The sequence below is a fragment of the Streptomyces sp. NPDC044106 genome (genome assembly GCF_056433985.1).
This window is the reverse complement of record NZ_JBWKFZ010000003.1, coordinates 54,673-71,311: the sequence shown is the minus strand read 5'-3', so window position 1 is coordinate 71,311 and position 16,639 is coordinate 54,673. Positions and strand designations below refer to the sequence as shown.

At 71.4% G+C, this 16,639-nt stretch carries 16 protein-coding genes; 9 read left to right on the top strand and 7 right to left on the bottom strand.

Translation table 11 applies throughout. The features are described 5' to 3' along the window. Window positions 1-11: 11 nt before the first annotated feature. From AC07DI_RS05505 to AC07DI_RS05490, 4 genes are all read right to left on the bottom strand, one after another. Window positions 12-1,283 carry a coproporphyrinogen-III oxidase family protein gene (locus AC07DI_RS05505; RefSeq protein ID WP_478902374.1) on the bottom strand — a complete coding sequence of 424 codons (1,272 nt, stop codon included), beginning with the start codon at window positions 1,281-1,283 and terminating at the stop codon, window positions 12-14. Next, entirely contained in the window at window positions 1,280-2,206 is a 927-nt protein-coding gene (locus tag AC07DI_RS05500) for a SagB/ThcOx family dehydrogenase (RefSeq protein WP_478902373.1), read from the bottom strand. The genes AC07DI_RS05505 and AC07DI_RS05500 overlap by 4 nt, the downstream gene beginning before the upstream one ends. 27 nt (window positions 2,207-2,233) lie before the next feature. Continuing rightward, window positions 2,234-2,827: a VOC family protein gene (locus tag AC07DI_RS05495; protein WP_384255616.1), complete on the bottom strand. Its 594-nt coding sequence runs from the start codon at window positions 2,825-2,827 to the stop codon at window positions 2,234-2,236. Between the two features lie 76 nt (window positions 2,828-2,903). Then, the gene (locus AC07DI_RS05490; RefSeq protein ID WP_157877838.1) at window positions 2,904-3,074 is read right to left on the bottom strand and encodes a hypothetical protein; all 171 of its coding nucleotides are present in this window, start codon (window positions 3,072-3,074) and stop codon (window positions 2,904-2,906) included. 246 nt (window positions 3,075-3,320) lie between these two features. On the opposite strand from AC07DI_RS05490, the gene AC07DI_RS05485 reads away from it, so the two are divergent. Continuing rightward, window positions 3,321-4,247 (top strand): ABC transporter ATP-binding protein, encoded by a 927-nt coding sequence (locus tag AC07DI_RS05485; protein ID WP_478902371.1) that lies wholly within the window; start codon window positions 3,321-3,323, stop codon window positions 4,245-4,247. Window position 4,248: 1 nt separating this feature from the next. Beyond that, window positions 4,249-4,989 (top strand): ABC transporter permease, encoded by a 741-nt coding sequence (locus AC07DI_RS05480; RefSeq protein WP_384255621.1) that lies wholly within the window; start codon window positions 4,249-4,251, stop codon window positions 4,987-4,989. A gap of 121 nt (window positions 4,990-5,110) precedes the next feature. On the opposite strand, the gene AC07DI_RS05475 is transcribed toward AC07DI_RS05480, so the two are convergent. Continuing rightward, a complete protein-coding gene (locus AC07DI_RS05475) occupies window positions 5,111-6,049 on the bottom strand; it encodes an RNA polymerase sigma factor SigF (protein WP_478902369.1) in 939 nt (312 codons plus the stop codon). A 247-nt stretch (window positions 6,050-6,296) separates the two neighbouring features. On the opposite strand from AC07DI_RS05475, the gene AC07DI_RS05470 reads away from it, so the two are divergent. The 6 genes from AC07DI_RS05470 (at window position 6,297) to AC07DI_RS05445 (ending at window position 12,108) form a co-directional block, all read left to right on the top strand. Continuing rightward, complete coding sequence (locus AC07DI_RS05470; protein ID WP_478902368.1) at window positions 6,297-6,665, top strand: STAS domain-containing protein; 369 nt, start codon at window positions 6,297-6,299, stop codon at window positions 6,663-6,665. Window positions 6,666-6,915: 250 nt separating this feature from the next. After that, on the top strand, window positions 6,916-7,425 hold the full coding sequence (locus AC07DI_RS05465; RefSeq protein WP_384255626.1) for an ATP-binding protein: 510 nt from the start codon (window positions 6,916-6,918) through the stop codon (window positions 7,423-7,425). Window positions 7,426-7,670: 245 nt separating this feature from the next. Next, complete coding sequence (locus tag AC07DI_RS05460) at window positions 7,671-8,423, top strand: LPXTG cell wall anchor domain-containing protein (RefSeq protein WP_478902366.1); 753 nt, start codon at window positions 7,671-7,673, stop codon at window positions 8,421-8,423. Between the two features lie 57 nt (window positions 8,424-8,480). After that, window positions 8,481-9,533: a COG1470 family protein gene (locus tag AC07DI_RS05455; protein ID WP_478902365.1), complete on the top strand. Its 1,053-nt coding sequence runs from the start codon at window positions 8,481-8,483 to the stop codon at window positions 9,531-9,533. Continuing rightward, the gene (locus AC07DI_RS05450) at window positions 9,530-10,747 is read left to right on the top strand and encodes a hypothetical protein (RefSeq protein ID WP_478902364.1); all 1,218 of its coding nucleotides are present in this window, start codon (window positions 9,530-9,532) and stop codon (window positions 10,745-10,747) included. The genes AC07DI_RS05455 and AC07DI_RS05450 overlap by 4 nt, the downstream gene beginning before the upstream one ends. A 62-nt stretch (window positions 10,748-10,809) precedes the next feature. Next, window positions 10,810-12,108, top strand: coding sequence for a hypothetical protein (locus AC07DI_RS05445; protein WP_478902842.1), 1,299 nt, complete (start codon window positions 10,810-10,812; stop codon window positions 12,106-12,108). Between the two features lie 297 nt (window positions 12,109-12,405). On the opposite strand, the gene AC07DI_RS05440 is transcribed toward AC07DI_RS05445, so the two are convergent. After that, complete coding sequence (locus AC07DI_RS05440) at window positions 12,406-13,239, bottom strand: alpha/beta hydrolase (RefSeq protein WP_384263918.1); 834 nt, start codon at window positions 13,237-13,239, stop codon at window positions 12,406-12,408. A gap of 308 nt (window positions 13,240-13,547) precedes the next feature. Beyond that, complete coding sequence (locus AC07DI_RS05435) at window positions 13,548-15,074, bottom strand: peptide MFS transporter (protein ID WP_478902362.1); 1,527 nt, start codon at window positions 15,072-15,074, stop codon at window positions 13,548-13,550. 469 nt (window positions 15,075-15,543) lie between these two features. On the opposite strand from AC07DI_RS05435, the gene AC07DI_RS05430 reads away from it, so the two are divergent. Next, on the top strand, window positions 15,544-16,221 hold the full coding sequence (locus AC07DI_RS05430) for a response regulator transcription factor (RefSeq protein WP_384263922.1): 678 nt from the start codon (window positions 15,544-15,546) through the stop codon (window positions 16,219-16,221). The last annotated feature ends 418 nt before the right edge of the window (window positions 16,222-16,639 follow it).

Genomic DNA, 16,639 nt, shown 5'->3' with positions numbered 1-16,639 from the left:
TCCCGGTCGGGTCAGCCCATGAGTGCGGCGGCAGTCACGGACAGATCGGTGCGCCCCTGCCGGGGCGCGTTCAGGTACTGCAGCTCGATGAAGGCGTCGGCGATGTCGCCGGGAGGCAGCCGGAGGCCGTCCTCGTCGCGCACCACGGTGGTGACGGAGGCGAAGAAGTCCAGGAGGGTGCGGCAGGCCCGCTGGTCCATCACCTCGTCGAAGGGGCGCCCGGTGCGCCGCTCCCACCACTCCCGGCGCGCGCCCTCGTACGTCGTGAGGGACTGGTAGAGCAGGCGGGGCGCGATGGCGGCGGAGGCGAGCGCGTACTCCTCCTCGAAGGCGAGCGGGTCGCGGTTGTAGTCCAGGAGGCGCCCGCGGGCGTGCGAGAGGTAGCGGCCGCCGAGCACCGAGGTGGCGCCCGAGCCGAAGCCGGTCCAGTCGGAGCGGAGCTGGAAGTAGGCGAGGTCGCTGTGGCAGAGGTGGTCCGGCGTCCCGAAGTGGCTCATCGCGTACTGCGGGAAGCCCGCATCGACGAGGAGTTCGGCGCCCACGGCGTACCCGCGCTTCTGCTCGTCGCGGTCGATGTGCCGGTTTCCGCGCCCCAGTTGGCGGCGCATCACGGTGCCGTGCGCGGGCCGGTAGGGGTACAGCGCGACATGGGTGAGAGGCAGGTCGAGGGCGGTGCGTACGGCGTCGCGGGTCTCGGCGGGCGGCTGGCCGGGGAAGCCGGTGATCAGGTCGATGCTGATGTCGTCGAACCCCGCGTCGGCCGCCTCCTGGACGATGCGCCGGGCCTGGCCCGCGTCGTGGCTGCGGCCCAGGGTGCGCAGCCGCGCGTCGTCGAAGGACTGCACGCCGCTGCTCAGCCGGGTGAAGCCGACCTCGCGGAAGGCCGCGAGCTTCTCGGGGTCGAGGGTCTCGGGGCTGCACTCGATCGTCGCCTCGCGCAGCCCGGCGCGGAGCGGGAACGCCTCGTGCAGCGCCGCGGCCACCTTGGCGATCTCCTCCAGGGTGAGGATGGAGGCGGTGCCGCCGCCCCAGTAGAGGATGTTCGGCCGGTAGCCCGCGGCGGCCAACGCGGCGCCCCGCTCGGCGAGTTCGCGGCAGAGCGCGTCGATGTAGCGCAGCCGTGGCTGGTCGGTCTCCTTGAGCAGCAGCTCGGCGGTGGGCACCTCCGTCACCCAGTCGCAGAAGTGGCACTTGGAGCGGCAGAACGGAATGTGCAGGTATACGAGGAGGTCCCGGCCCGCGCCGGGTCCTTCCGCGCCGCCCGCCCCGACGTCGCCGTTCACTCCAGCCTCCCCAGGACCACCGAGTGCACGGCCGCCCGCAGCACCCCGTCGATGCCGAGCGCCGCGTGCAGCTCGTCGTCGACGAAGCTGGCGCAGTCGGTCGAGCCCAGGCCGAGCGAGGTCACCGCGAGATGCATGTTCTGCGCGATGGCGCCGGCCTCGTGCAGCACGAAGCGCAGGCCCCGCGGCCCGTACTTGCGCATGCTCCGCCAGGGGCTCGCGACGAGCAGCACGAGCGCCGCCGCGGTGTCGAAGGCGATCGCGGTGCCCGGGGTGGTGAAGGCGTCGAGGATGCGGTCGACGCCGGCCTGGCCGTCCTCCCTGACCAGCACGTCGCGGACCGGCTGGTAGCGGTAGACGCCCACGTCCAGGCCGCTCACGTCGAGCGCGACGACGTGCAGGGCGAGGGGGAACAGGCCGCCCCCGCTCGGCGCGGTACGGAAGCGGAACGTCTCGTGGCCGCCGCGCAGGAGCTCCACGTCGGCCTCCGCGGTGAGCCCGTCGGCGAGCCGCAGTACGGTCGCGAGCTCGGCCGCGGTGACGGGATCCCCGCTGTAGCGGCGTACGCTGCGCCGCCGCATCAGGGCCTCGCCGAGCTCCATCGTGGCCGCGACGGAGGCGGGCAGCTCGGTGCGCTGGTGGGTGGCGACCGGGTCGTCGTCGAGCTGGGCGAGCGTGGTGACCATGGCGTCGCCGAAGTAGTCCGACGCGGACAGGACGCCCTCGCGGTCGTGCGCCCGCAGCCGGCTGGCCGTCAGGAACTCCTCGGCGACCCGGCTGCCGGACGCCGCGGCCGCTTCGGCGCCGAGATTGTCGAACCGGAGCTGGTGCGTGCGTACGCCCACCGCCCGCGACTCGGGCGCCAGGACGCGATAGGCGTTGATGCCGAGGCTGAACTGGGTGAGACCGGAATCCTCGTTCATGCGGTGGGCCCTCCTGACCGGTGCCGCTCAGCCGTCCCGGTCGTCCCGGTCGCCTGCTGCGCCGACCGTCTCGGTGTCGAACATCTCGGTGGTGGCGGGCACCCGCCGGGCGAGCGCGATGGACTGGTCCTTCAACTGCTCCTCGCTGACCGGGTTCGCGTACGCGCCGAGGGCGAACGTCGCGTGCGCCCACTCGCTGAGCTCGACGATCCCCATGCGGTTGCCCTCGGCGTCGTGCAGGCTCGCGCCCCGGCCCATCGAATCGCCCGCCTCACCCCGGTAGAAGGGGCTGTCCCGGAATTGGTCGCGGAACTCGTCGCGAATTCTGCGGGGGAGGGGAAGGTCGTACGGACCGGCGACGACGGTACCGCCCGCCGCGGTCCAGGACGCGAGCGCGGCGTCGATGTCCTCGACGGCGAACATCACTGTCACGCCCTCGCCGGGGAAATTCCGCTTATTGACGGTGAGGAGTATCCCGTCGCTCGATACCGGCGCGTGGAAAGATATCTGGTCGGGCGAGAGCGAGCGGGCGAGCCGGAGCCCGAGAAACCCCTCGTAGAACTCGATTCCGGCGTCGACGTCGTCGACGGGCACATTGATGATGACGGGTTTGGGAATCATCTCTCTCCTTCCTGCGGCGAACGGGGCGCCCCTGGAGGTGCCGGGCCGGACCCGTGCGCCCGGCACCCCTTGTCGCTCACGCCAGCGGGCGCACCACGGCCCCGCAGGACGTGGACGTACAGCCTGCGCAGCAGGAGGACGCCCCGGGCACCACGACACCGAAGGCGGCACCGTCGGCTGCGGACACCAGGCCCGGCTGCAGGGCCGAACTGCGGTGCTCGACAACGATCACGCTCTCGATCTTCAAGTGAATTCACCTCCCGGATCATTTATCGGAGAAGCGCGGAACGCGAATGGGGGTTGTTCCGCACAAGTTCCCAAAGTATTGGAAGCGGAGAGCTCGCCTGTCAACGGAGGATTCCAGAGGGTCCGTCATCAATTACCGATGACAAATGTCATGGGAAATCGATTCCGCGCCTTTTGTATAAACGATCTACTGCTACTCTGGCGCAGCTCGGGACGTCGGAACGTCGGAACAGGGCGAGGGGCGAGGATGGCGGCGGCAGATGCTCTGGTGCGCGTACGCGATGTCGACGTCATCCGGCGGCGCGGCGGAGGCCGGGTACGGGCCCTGTCCGGGGTCGGCCTCGACATACGGCGCGGCGAGCGGGTGGCGCTGCTCGGCGCCAACGGCGCGGGCAAGACGACGCTGACCCATGTCATGCTGGGCCTGCTGCGGCCGAGCGCGGGCACCGTCGAGGTGCTCGGCGGCCCGCCGGGCCCCGCGCTCGCGGCGGGCGAACTCGGCGCGATGCTCCAGGAGTCGGGCCTGATGCGCAACGTCCGCGTCGGCGAACTCCTCACCCTGGTCACCCGGTTGTACGCCCGGCGCAGCGCCGATGAGGTGCTGGCCGAGTGCGGCCTCGGGGAGCTGCGCAAGCGGCAGGTGACGCAGCTGTCGGGCGGCGAGCGGCAGCGCCTGCGCCTCGGACTCGCCCTCGCGGGGCTGCCGCGGCTGCTCTTCCTCGACGAGCCCACCGTCGCCCTCGACGTGGCGGCCCGCGCCCGCTTCTGGGAGATCCTCGACGAACGCGCCAGGAACGGCGCGACGGTCCTCTTCACCACCCACTACCTGCACGAGGCCGAGCGGTTCGCCGACCGCGTCGTGGTGCTCAGGGCGGGACGGATCGTCGCGGACGGCACGGTCGCCGCGCTGCGCTCGGCCTTCACCGAGAGCCGCGTCTCCTTCCGCACGGACGAGCCGCTGCCCGACGGGATGCTGCGCGGCCTGCCCGGAGTGCGCACCGCCGAGAAGCACGACGACGGCACGCACGTCCTGACGACCGCCGACAGCGACGCGACGCTCGCCGCGCTCTACGCCAAGGCCGGCGGCGCGGCCGGAACCGTGCCCCGCCGCGTCGCCCTCACGTCGGCGTCCCTGGAGGACGCCGTCGCCTCCCTGCTCGAAGAGGAGCGCTGACGTGCTGCGTTACGCGAAGCTGGACACCCTGTGCCTCATCCGCAGCGGCTACTTCCTCACCTTCTCCGTGCTGTTCTCCGCGGGCTTCTACCTGATGTTCACCGTGGTCGCGTCCGACGCCATCTCGGACAGCCCGCACTTCGCCCGCGACTACATGCTCTCCATGTCGGTGTCCGGCGCGTTCTTCGGGGCGCTGAACGGCGCGGGCATCCGGCTCGGCGCGGAACGGGGCGAGGGCTGGGCCCGGCAGATCCTCCTGACCCCGCTCTCGGGCCGCGCCTACCTGGGCGCCAAGGCCCTCACCGCGTGGCTCGCCACCCTGCCCGCGACCGTGGTGGTCTTCGCCCTCGGCGCGTCGGTCAACGACGTGTCGATGCCCGCCGCCGACTGGCTCGCCGCCCTCGCCGTCATCTGGGGGGCCAGCGTCGTGTTCGTGGTCGCGGGGCTGGCCGTCGGCCTCCTCGCGGTGGGTGAGGCCGCCCAGTTCACCTGCCTCGGCGTGTTCTTCCCGCTGGCGCTGCTCGGCGGCCTCTGGTTCCCGCTCGACGACTTCCCCACGGGCCTGCGCCGGGCCGCCGACTACCTCCCGACGCACTGCCTCGACCAGTTGGCCGCGGCCGTCACCCCCGGCGGCGCGGGCACGCCATGGCTGCGCCCGCTCCTGGTCCTCGTCTGCTGGGGCGCGGTACTCGGCGCCCTGGTCCTGAGCCGTTCGCGGGCGGCGGTGCTCGCCCGGGTGTGAGGCGGGGCCGCGGGGGCAGGGGAACGATGAGGGGCCCGCCTGTTTCAACAGGCGGGCCCCTCAGAGCCGTTCGAGCACGGCAAGCCGTTCGGGCGCGGCGCGGCGAAGCGACGGCGCCGCTTCACTCCTCGACCGTCAGTCCCTTGCGGAGCTTGACGAGGGTGCGCGAGAGCAGGCGCGAGACGTGCATCTGGGAGATGCCGAGCTCCTCGCCGATCTCGGACTGCGTCATGTTGGCGACGAAGCGCAGCGAGAGGATCTTCCGGTCGCGCGGCGGCAGTTCGGCGATCAGCGGCTTCAGCGACTCGATGTACTCGATGCCCTCGAGGCCGTGGTCCTCGTAGCCGATGCGGTCCGCGAGCGCGCCTTCGGAGTCGTCCTCCTCGGGCTGCGCGTCCAGCGAGCTGGCCGTGTAGGCGTTGGACGCGGCCATCCCCTCGACGACCTCGTCGTTGGAGATGCCCAGGCGCTCGGCGAGCTCGCCCACCGTAGGGGCGCGATCGAACTGCTGGGCGAGCTCGTCGCCCGCCTTGGCGAGGTCCAGTCGGAGCTCCTGCAGGCGGCGCGGGACCCGCACCGACCAGCTGGTGTCGCGGAAGAAGCGCTTGATCTCACCGACGATCGTCGGCATCGCGAACGTGGGGAATTCCACACCGCGGCTGAGTTCGAAACGGTCGATGGCCTTGATGAGGCCGATCGTGCCGACCTGGATGATGTCCTCCATCGGCTCGCTGCGGGAGCGGAACCGGGAGGCCGCGAACTTCACGAGGGCGAGATTCAGCTCGACCAGGGTGTTGCGGACGTACGCGTGTTCGTGTGTGCCTTCCTCGAGCGACTCGAAGCGCTCGAAGAGGGTCTTGGACAGGGCCCTCGCGTCCAGCGGCCCCACCTCGTCGTACGGCGGGATCTCGGGCAGCCCGGAAAGGTCGTGGAGTTCTTCCACGGCGTTCGGGGCGGGCAGGGCTTCGTGGGCGGGGCCCGGGATCGCGGTTGCGGAGCGGTGCGGCGGGAGTGTCGACGTCGCCTGGTCAGTATGCGATTCGTCGAGCCGGGGTGACATGGTGTCCTCCATCATTCTCGGCATATGGCTGCCGATGCCAATACGTGCACTGCGGTGTGCGGCGCCTCCAAAGCCGTCCGTGTCGATTGCTGTCTCTACTACCCCTACCCGCTTCCGCGCGTCAGTCGCAAGTGCGTTCTGCGCCGAAATGTCCGAATTCAGGGGGATGTTCGGGTACCCCGGACGGCGGCGAGGGCGTAATGTTCAAGGGCGTCATCAACAGCCACGACGGTCGGAGAGAGTGACGATGGACCGCGGGACGGTCGGCAGTACGCACAGGGGCCGGCTTCTGGTCGAAGTGCGAAAGACGGGCACGAGTGCCGTCGTGACCCCGGCGGGTGAGCTGGATCACCACACCGCCGATGTGTTGCGCGAACCACTGGAGAAGTGCCTGGAAGATGGGTACGCGCGACTTGTCGTCGACTGCTCGGGTCTTGAGTTCTGTGACTCCACCGGGCTCAACGTCCTGCTCGGCGCGCGCCTCAAGGCGGAGGCCGCGGGCGGCGGGGTCCACCTGGCCGGGATGCAGCCGGTGGTGGCCAGGGTCTTCGAGATCACCGGCGCTGAGGCCGTCTTCACGCTCCACGAAACGCTCGAGGAAGCGCTCGGTGAGTGAGTCCGTGAAGGTCACGCGCGAAAGTTACGCGGCAGTTGTCTCTGCGTGATCAAGGCGTTACCAGCGTCACAAGGACCGCGCCGAACAAGTGGGTGTTCTCACGGTTCGTCCGGGCAGGAGAGACCTGGATCCGTCGACAACGGACCTCACGTCAACAGTCAGAACGGCAAGCAGCCGATGTCCCCTACTCGCCCAGAGTTCTCTACTTCTCCAGAGTCCTCAGCCCTCTTGTCGGTGAGGTGAAGCGCTGATGAGCACCACCCGGCCTTACTCGCCGGGCGACCGCGGCCCGGAGCCCGAGGCCGTGGTCGCGGAAGCTCCTGCGGACCGGGTCTCCGGAACGCCCGCGGGCCGCCAGGTCCGCAGGCTGAGCCTGGACGGCGCGAGCGGCATCGTGCCACTTGCCCGCGACTACACCCGTGAGGCGCTGCACGCCTGGGGCTGGCTGCCCGCGGAAGGCGCCGACCGGCGCGCCGCGGCCGAGGACGTCCTCCTCGTCGTCTCCGAGCTGGTCACCAACGCCTGCCTGCACGCCGAGGGGCCGGACGAGCTCTGGCTCTCCAGCGACGGCAAGGTGCTGCGTATCGAGGTCACCGACCGCGGCACGGGCCAGCCCGCGCCGCGCACCCCGCACCGCGCGGGGCGGCCCGGCGGGCACGGCATGTTCATCGTCCAGCGACTCTGTCTGGACTGGGGCGTCGTCCGGACCCCCGGGGTCGCGGGCAAGACGGTATGGGCGGAGCTGGGGGCGCCGGCCTAGTTCCTCGTATGCGGCGGTCGCCCGCCCTCGGGCCGCACACCACGGCCACGCCCGGTTTCACGCCGCGCACACGCCGCCGTTACCCACGGTTCGCACACGCGCCGGATCACTACGGATCCGGCGCGTCCTTTGTCTTCCCTCGACAAGGCCCCGGGCGTACCTTGAGCGCCCAATCTGATGTGCCGTCAGCAACACAGGCAACTCCGCACCGCGGCACGCCACGACCGGCATGAGGGGACAACGAGGTGTCGCACACGAAGAAATCGGCCGCGCTCGCGCTTGCCGCCGCCCTGGCCGGCGGCTCAGCGGTGCTGCTGGCCGCCCCCGCCGCGCAGGCCACCGTCCAGGACGTCAACTACCAGTGCAAGACGCCCATCGGCAACAAGGGCGCCGTCTCGCCGATCGACATCAAGAGCGTCAAGAGCGGCAGCGCCTACAAGCTCACCATGTCCTTCCAGAAGGGCGTCTCCTCCAGCCCCGTGGAGCTCGGCAAGGGCGCGATGAAGCCGAGCGCGGTGATCAAGGTGGGCGGGGCCGACAGCGGCACCGTGCCGGTCTCCGGCGCGCCGAACTCCGCGGCGATCCCCGCCAACACCCCCATCAAGATCAGTGACCTGTCGGGCACGTACACGCCGAAGAAGAGCGGCAAGGTCACCTTCACCGCCGGGGTCCTCACGATCAAGGCACTCGGCACGACCACGACGTGCACGCCGTCCAACAGCCCGAAGCCGTCCCTCGAACTGGACGTCAAGGGCTCCGGCGGCTCCGGCGGCTCGGGCGGTTCCGACTCCGGATCCGGTGGTACGACGGGTGGCTCGACCGGCGGCTCCGGCACCTCGGGCGACTCGAACAGCGCCCCCTCCGGCGGCGAGCTCCCGCAGACCGGCCCCGCGGACTCCGCCGTCGCACTCGGCACGCTCGGCGGCACCGTACTGCTCGCCGGCGCGGCAGGCACGCTCTGGCTGACCCGCAGGAACCAGGCGGCGCGTTCGCGGTAGACCGGGCAGCGCCGGCCGGAAGACACGGGTTCACGCGAGGAGATCAGGGAGCCGCCGATGCCGCCGAAGCCGCCCATGCCGTCCTCAGCACGGGCCGGAGCACGGGCCGCGGTGCGGGCCACAGCGGGGGCCGTACTGTGTGCCGCCGCCCTGGTGACGACGGCCGCGGCCCCCGCGCTCGCGGACGGCGGCGGCTCCGCGCAGTGGTCCGTCGCACCCTCCACGGGCAGCGGCGGCGGCGCGCGCCCCGCGAAGGACGGGCGGCCCGCCTTCTACGCGGAGGGCGCCCCCGGCACGGTGCTCCAGGACACCCTGTCCGTCACCAACCCCGGCCCGGAACCCCGCACCGTCACCCTGCGGGGCGCCGACGCGGACAACACCGGTTCCGGGGCGGTCTCCATCACCCCGGCCAAGGGCAGGCCGAAGGAGACCGGGGCGTGGCTCACCTTCGCGGAACGGCGGGTGAAGGTGCCGCCGCGGACCCGCGCCGAGGTGCCGCTCACGGTCACCGTCCCGGCCGACGCGCTGCCCGGCGACCACCCGGGCGCGATCGTCGTGAGCGGCGGCGGCCGCACGGTGGGCGTGCGCGTGCACCTGAGGGTCGGCGGACCGACGCTCCCGGCGCTCACCGTGGAGCGCGTCAAGGTCGACGGTGACGCAGGACGCGTCACGTACGACCTGGTCAACCGCGGCAACACCGTGCTGACCCCCAAGCTCGCGGTGCACGCCGACGGTGTCTTCGGCACGCTCATCGACCGCCCCGCACGCACACTGCCGGTCGAGCTGATGCCCGGCCGCCGGGTCTCCCTGACCGAGCCCTGGCGGGACGCTCCCGCGCTCGACGCGGTCGACGTCGAGCTGACGGTCACGGCATCGGGCGGCGCCCGCGACAGCGCCACGGCGTCGGCCCGTTTCGTGCCGTGGGGTGCGGTGGCGGGCGGGAGCGCGCTGCTGCTCGGCGTCGCGGGCGCGGTGATCGCCCTCGTACGCGGACGGAGGCGGCGCCTTCAGGAGTCCGGCCCGGTGACCGGACGGGAGAACAGCGGGGGCGCGGACGGTACGGACGGTACGCGGGAGATGGCCCGAGCGGGGACGGGAGAGGAACTGTGAACGGGAAGAAGAGGCAGGCCGGGCAGGTCGGGCACAGCGGGCGGGTCGGCCCGGCCCTGCTGGCGCTGCTCGCCGTGCTCGGCTTCGCGCTGCTGCCGACGCAGGCTTCCGCGTCCGCGTCCGCCGCCGACGACAGGCCCGCGCCCACCGTGCGGCTCTCGGCGTCCCAGGCGGGCAAGGGCGGCTCCGTCACCGTCAGGGGCGCGGGGTGGCGGCCCGACGCCCTCCTGATGATGCTCGTCTGCGGTCGGTCCGAGCCGGGCAGGGGTGTCGTCGGCGGCACCAACTCCTGTGCCAATTCCGAAGGACGGGCCGTCACCACGGACGCGGACGGTGCCTTCCGCAGGAAGCTGCCCGTGGCTGAGCCGCCCGAGCCCTGCCCCTGCGTCGTCCACGTCGCGACGGTGACGGGGGAGAAGCAGCAGGTCGACGCCGTACTGAAGGTCGCGGGGCATCCCGTGAAGGCGCTGCCCGAGCAGGCGGGCGGCGGCAGGCTCACCGTTCTGACGGACACCGGCCTCGAAGGCTCAAGCGGGGCCCTGACCTGGTTCGGCGCCCCGCCGCAGCGCAAGCTCGCATTCACCGTGGGCAACGTCGGCCAGGCCCCCGTCAAGGACCCGGTCTTCCAGGTCGGCACCTCCCACGGCGTGTTCGCCCCGCAGTGGGAGGAGCAGCAGTGGCGCGGCACCATCGCGCCCGGCGAGAAGGCGCGGATCGAGCTGCCGGTGGAGCTCTCGGCGGGCGCGCACGGCGACTACCTGGTCTCGCTCAAGTTCGGCGGGAGGGTGCTGGCCGAGCAGCCGTGGGGGGTGGGCCGCCCCTGGGGCGTGACGGTCTTCTGGATCCTGCTCTGCGTCGTGGTGCCCGCGGCCGTCTTCCGCGTCGGCATGGTGCTCGTCGACCGGCTCCGCCCGAACCGGCGCCGCGGCTCGCACACGGGACGCCACCGCACCGGGCGGCTGGCCGAACTGGCTCGGCGGCTGCCGCGGTTGAGGCTCCCGCAGGGGGCGGTGGAGGCGGACCGGCGGGCCCGCACGCGGCAGCCAGGCAGCCCCGGCACGAGCGCCCCCGCCCCCGGCCCCGCCACCGGTCCCGGCGCGGGGGAGCCGACGACCGCCGCGCTGCCCTGGTTCACCCCCGACACAGACCCCGGCGCACCCGCGGGCCGGCTCTCCGCACCGTCCGACAACAGTCCGACGAAGGGAACCACGTGATCACGCATCGACGGAGAGCGGGCGCGGCCTCGGTCGCGCTCCTGCTGGGCGGAGCGGGCGGCATGCTGCTGTCCGCCGGCCCCGCCCGGGCCGCCGAAGTCGCCTACAAGACCGAATGCATACCCCCGTCGATCTCCGGCCTGCCACCCGTGCACGGCACGACCAAGGCGGAGATCACCGCGCCTGCCACGGCGAAGGTCGGCGACGAGGTCGACATCGTGTGGAAGACGACGCAGGCCGCGTCCAACAACCCCGACGTCCTCGACCTCGACAAGGACACGGTGAAGCCGACGGGCACGATCAAGGTGACGGGCGGGCAGAGCGGAGACCTCGCGGTGGCGGGTGAGCGCGTCAACCCGCCCATCAAGAAGAACAGCCCGATGCTCCTGTCCGACATGAAGGGCAAGCTGAAGCTGACGGCGCCGGGCGAGGTGACGCTGACGCCGGACGCGTACGACATCAACGTCAGCAAGCCGATCTCGACCGACACGAAGTGCAAGCCCGAGGAGCAGGTGAAGCCGGGCGCGACGATCAAGGTGACGGTGGGCGGGGGGAGTTCGGGTGGCTCGGGGGGCGGCTCGGGCGGTACCGCCGGGTCCTCCGGGGGTACGTCCGCGGGTGCCTCCGGCGGCGGCACGTCCAGCGGTGGCGGTACGTCCGGTGGTGGTACGTCCGGTGGTGGCGGTGGGCAGACCGACTTCCCCGGCAAGGAGGTCCGGACCCCGTACAAGTGCAAGACGCCCATCGGCGACAAGGAGGCGACGTCGCCGGTCCAGATCAACGCCAAGAAGAACGGCGGGAGCTACGGCCTGACGGTGCAGTTCAAGAAGGCGGTGATGGATAGCCCGGCGGACATCCCCGCGGACTCCGTGAAGCCGTCGATGGAGGTCGCGCTGGGCGGCGCGGACAAGGGCACGGTGCATGTCGAGGGTCCGACCAACAAGGCGCCCATCAAGTCCGGTGACCCGATGACGATCCCCGACCTGACCGGCACGTACAAGCCGGGCGCGGACGGGAAGTCGACGCTTTCGCCGGGCGTCCTGACGGTGAAGGCGCTGGGCACGACGACGACGTGCACGCCGACCAAGAGTGAGGTCTCCCTGGAACTGGACACGGCGGCGCAACCGGGCGGCTCCGCCGCGGGTGGCTCGACCACGGGTAGCTCGACCACGGGTGGCGGTTCCACGTCCAGTGGCGGTTCCACGTCGGGTGGCGGCTCCGCGTCCGGTGGCGGCCTCGCGGAGACCGGCGCCGAGCACGACGGCGCGCTCCGTGCGCTCGGCCTGGTCGCCGGCACGGTGATCCTCCTGGGAGGCGCGGTCTTCACGTTCCTCCCCAGGCGCCGGGGCACGCTTCGCTAGCGCTTGGCGGGTGCGGGTAGTACGTGGCTGGCCGCGCAGTTCCCCGCGCCCCTGGGGGAGCCTGCGTCGGCGCCCCGTCAGAGGCGCGGGGAACTGCGCGAGCAACCGAGGCCGGCCGGCACCCGCCCCGTTTCCGCCGGAGGCAGTCGCGGTGGCGTGCCCGGTCGGCTTCCGCAGGGCGTCTGGGGGCGCGGGAATCTCCCAGGGGCGCGGGGAACCGCGCGAGCAACCCGAGCCGACCCGCACCCGAATCCGCACCGGACCGCACCCCAATCCGCACCGGCGCCCGCAGCGCGGCTACAGATGGGCGCGGAGCCAGTGGCGTACCGACTGGGCCACGCCCCGGCCCCGGAGCAACGCCCCGCCGTGCCCGGCCCCCGCCTCCGTCCGCACCGTCACATCCACCGGCCCCGCCCGCCGCAGCGCCCGCGCAAGCTCCGCGGAGTGCGAGGGCGGCACGAAATCGCCCGTCGAGTGGATCAGCAGCAGCGGCGCGTCATTCGCGCCCGACGCGTGGGACGTGACGGACAGGTCGTCCCACCGCGCCAGACAGCTCCGCCCGGCACCGCGCCGCGGCACGCACCCCGCAAGCCGCTCGGCGGCCCTGCGCAGCTTCCGGCGCTCGGCGGACGCGCCGGACCTCGCGCCGTCCTTCCAGGCGCGGTACGGCGACACCACGGGGGAGAGCGCCACGACCCCCCGTACCCGCGACCGCCCCGCCCCGTACGTCGCGGCCTGCAGGGCGAGGTGCCCGCCCGCCGAGGACCCGAGCACGAGCGGCAGCGTCTCGCCGCCGCCCCGGCGCCGCACCCAGCGCAGCGCCGCAAGGACGTCGTCGCGCTGCGCGGGCCACGCCGCGTCCGAGGTCAGCCGGTAGTCGGTGTCGTACACGGTGAAGCCGCGCGCCGCGAACCACCGCGCCCAGCCGCTCCAGTCGGTGTCCTTGGACCAGTAGCCGCCGTGCACGATGACGAGCGGAGGGCCGGCCTCGCCGTACACCGTGATGTTCTGACGGGGATGTCCCCCGTAATGGACGAGCCGCCCGTGCGGCGGCTCGGGGGCCGCCTCGGCGGCGGCACTGGACGACAGCAGCGCCCCGCAGAGGGCCAGGCTCAGCAACGTACGACACATGGCGAGATGCTGCACCGCGCGGGCGTCCGGTTCCCGCACAACCCCTGCGCGCCACCTGTGCGAGTGGCGACGCGTTCCCCTGTTCGCCCGCAGTGCTCCAGTGTTCGCCCGCAGTGCTCCAGGTCGGCGGCCATGCTGGGAGCCTGCCACCGCTGATGACCGCCACGATCGCGGCCCCATGGCATCCGTATGGACAAATACGCCCACCAGGCGTAGCTCGTTGGTCGTCGCGTCACATGAATGAAAATGGTGGCCTCGTCGGCATGTGCAGACGAGACCACCACGGAGGGATCAAGGTGAACGGCGGGTCAGCGCACGTCGCCCATGAGCCCGCTGACCTTCTTGCGCGCCATGTAGACCGAGATGCCCGCGAGCACCGCGGCCGTGGCCTCCAGGGCGACCATGCCCCGGCCGTTGAGGTCGACGCCGGCGATGGCGAGCATGCCGGTCACGCTGTCGCCCGCGGTGACGGCGAGGAAGAAGACACCCATCATCTGGGAGGCGTACTTCGCGGGCGCCATCTTCGTGGTCAGGGAGAGACCCACGGGGGACAGGCACAGTTCGGCGACCGTGTGCATCAGGAAGATCAGCACCAGCCACCACATGGTGACCTTCGTGTCGCCGGTGGCCATGCCCATCGGGACGAGGAACACGAAGAACGAGGCGCCGGCCATCACCAGGGCGAAGGAGAACTTCACGATGGTGCTGGGCTCGCGGTTGCTGCGGGCCATCTTGATCCACAGCGCGGCGAAGACCGGGGCGAGCAGCATGATGAAGCCCGGGTTCAGCGACTGGAACAGGGTGTTCGGCATCTCCCAGCCGAAGATGTCCCGGGAGGTGTGGGAGTCACCGAAGAGGGACAGCGTCGACGCGCCCTGGTCGAAGATCATCCAGAAGATCGCGGCGGCCACGAAGAACCAGATGAACGCCGTCATCTTCGTCTGCTCTTCGGTGTTGAGCTCCTTGTCCCGCTTGATCTTGACCAGGACCGCGACGGGGATCAGCAGGCCGGCGACGGTGATCGGGAGCAGCGCCCAGTTCAGGGTCAGGCGGTAGACGTCGGTGAAGGCCACGACGAGGTAGAACGCCGCGATGACGGCGACGGCACCCAGCGTCTTGACGATGACGCCACGCTTTTCCTCGGCCGACAGCGGGTTCGGGACCAGGCTGCTCTCCGCGGAGAGGTGCCGGGAACCGACCATGAACTGGATCGCGCCGAGCGCCATGCCTACGGCGGCCAGGCCGAAGCCCAGGTGCCAGTTGACCTTCTCACCGAGGATGCCGATGGCGAAGGGCGCGGCGAAGGCACCGAGGTTGATGCCCATGTAGAAGATGGTGAAGCCACCGTCGCGACGGAGGTCCTTCGGGTCGCTGTAGAGCTGGCCGACCATCGTCGAGATGTTGGCCTTCAGCAGACCCGAGCCGACCGCGACCAGGGCCAGGCCGACGAAGAACATCACCGAGCTCGGCAGGGCCAGGCACACATGGCCGGCGACGATCACGCAGCTCGCGATCGCGACGGTCTTGCGGGCGCCCCAGACGCGGTCGCCGATCCAGCCGCCGGGCATGGCCATGAGATAGACCATGGCCACGTAGACGGAGTAGATGGCCGTGGCGGCCGCCGCGGTGTACGCGAGACCGCCGCCCTGGCTGCCGGTGGCCGCGTCGGCGCCGCCGGAGACCAGGTAGAGCACGAGCAGAGCGCGCATGCCGTAGTAGGAGAACCGCTCCCACATTTCGGTCATGAAGAGTGTGGCCAGTCCGCGGGGGTGGCCGAAGAAGGTCTTCTCGGTGCCAGGGGTACTGGCGGAGTCCTTCGTCAGGCTGGACGCCATGGTCGATCCTCGTGGGTTCGGGACGCGCGGCAGGAGCGTGTGCGCGCCCGGTGGGGGGCGGTCGGCACCGTTGTCGCGAACGTCCAACCCCACGCCCAGGGGAGATTCGTCCCGTGAGAAGGGACGAGGAACGGCGACTCCGGGATCCACACCCTGGCGCATCCTCGCGCTCAGGGCCCGACCACAGGTCATTCCTTTCAAGGCCGGCCGGGGCCGACCCGCACATAAAAGAGACCTAAGGCCGCACAGTGGGCCAAAGGTCCTTTGGGTAGTGCATCAGGCGTTGGGTCACCATACGACACCCCAGGGAGGCATATGGAAGGACTTGAGACATGGATCACAGGTTTCGCTGCAACCAACAGCACACAATCAAAGGTGTTTCTCAGAATCGCTTCCCACAGCCGCAGGCGTCTCCCTCCACTGTGCGAGCACCTCCCGAGCGTTGTCCAGTGCGGACTACCATCACCCCATGACCCGTGTACTGCTCGCCGAGGACGACGCGTCCATCTCGGAGCCGCTGGCCCGTGCCCTGCGCAGGGAGGGTTACGAGGTCGAAGTGCGTGAGGACGGCCCGACCGCTCTCGACGCCGGGCTGCAGGGCGGTGTCGATCTTGTCGTACTCGATCTGGGACTGCCCGGCATGGACGGCCTCGAGGTGGCGCGAAGGCTGCGCGCCGACGGGCTCACGGTGCCGATCCTCATCCTGACCGCGCGCGCCGACGAAGTGGACACCGTCGTCGGCCTGGACGCCGGCGCCGACGACTACGTGACCAAGCCGTTCCGCCTCGCCGAGCTGCTCGCCCGGGTCCGGGCCCTGCTTCGGCGCGGCTCCACCGAGCCGAAGGAGGCGCCCGCCACGCACGGCGTACGGATCGACGTCGAGTCGCACCGCGCGTGGATGGGCGACGAGGAGCTGCAGCTCACCGCGAAGGAGTTCGACCTGCTCAGGGTCCTGGTCCGGGACGCGGGCCGGGTGGTCACCCGTGACCAGCTGATGCGGGAGGTCTGGGACACGACGTGGTGGTCCTCGACCAAGACCCTCGACATGCACATCTCCTGGCTCCGCAAGAAGCTGGGCGACGACGCGGCGAATCCCCGGTACATCGCGACGGTACGGGGCGTGGGTTTCCGCTTCGAAAAGAGCTGAGGCCCGCCCCGTCAGGGGCGCGGGGAACGGCGCGAGCAACCAAAAGCGGACCCGCACCCGCCGTAGATGCCGCCGCAGGCAGGCGCGTCTGCGGCTCCGTCGTGGCTGATCGCGCAGTTCCCCGCGCCCCTGGGGGAGCCTGCGGTAGCGCCCCGTCAGGGGCGCGGGGAACGGCGCGAGCAACCAAAAGCGGACCCGCACCCGCCATGCTTGCCGCCGCAGGCAGGCGCGTCTGCGGCTCCGTCGTGGCTGATCGCGCAGTTCCCCGCGCCCCTGGGGGAGCCTGCGGTAGCGCCCCGTGAGGGGCGCGGGGAACGGCGCGGGCAACCAAAAGCGGACCCGCACCCGCCATGCTTGCCGCCGCAGGCAGGCGCGTCTGCGGCTCCGTCGTGGCTGATCGCGCAGTTCCCCGCGCCCC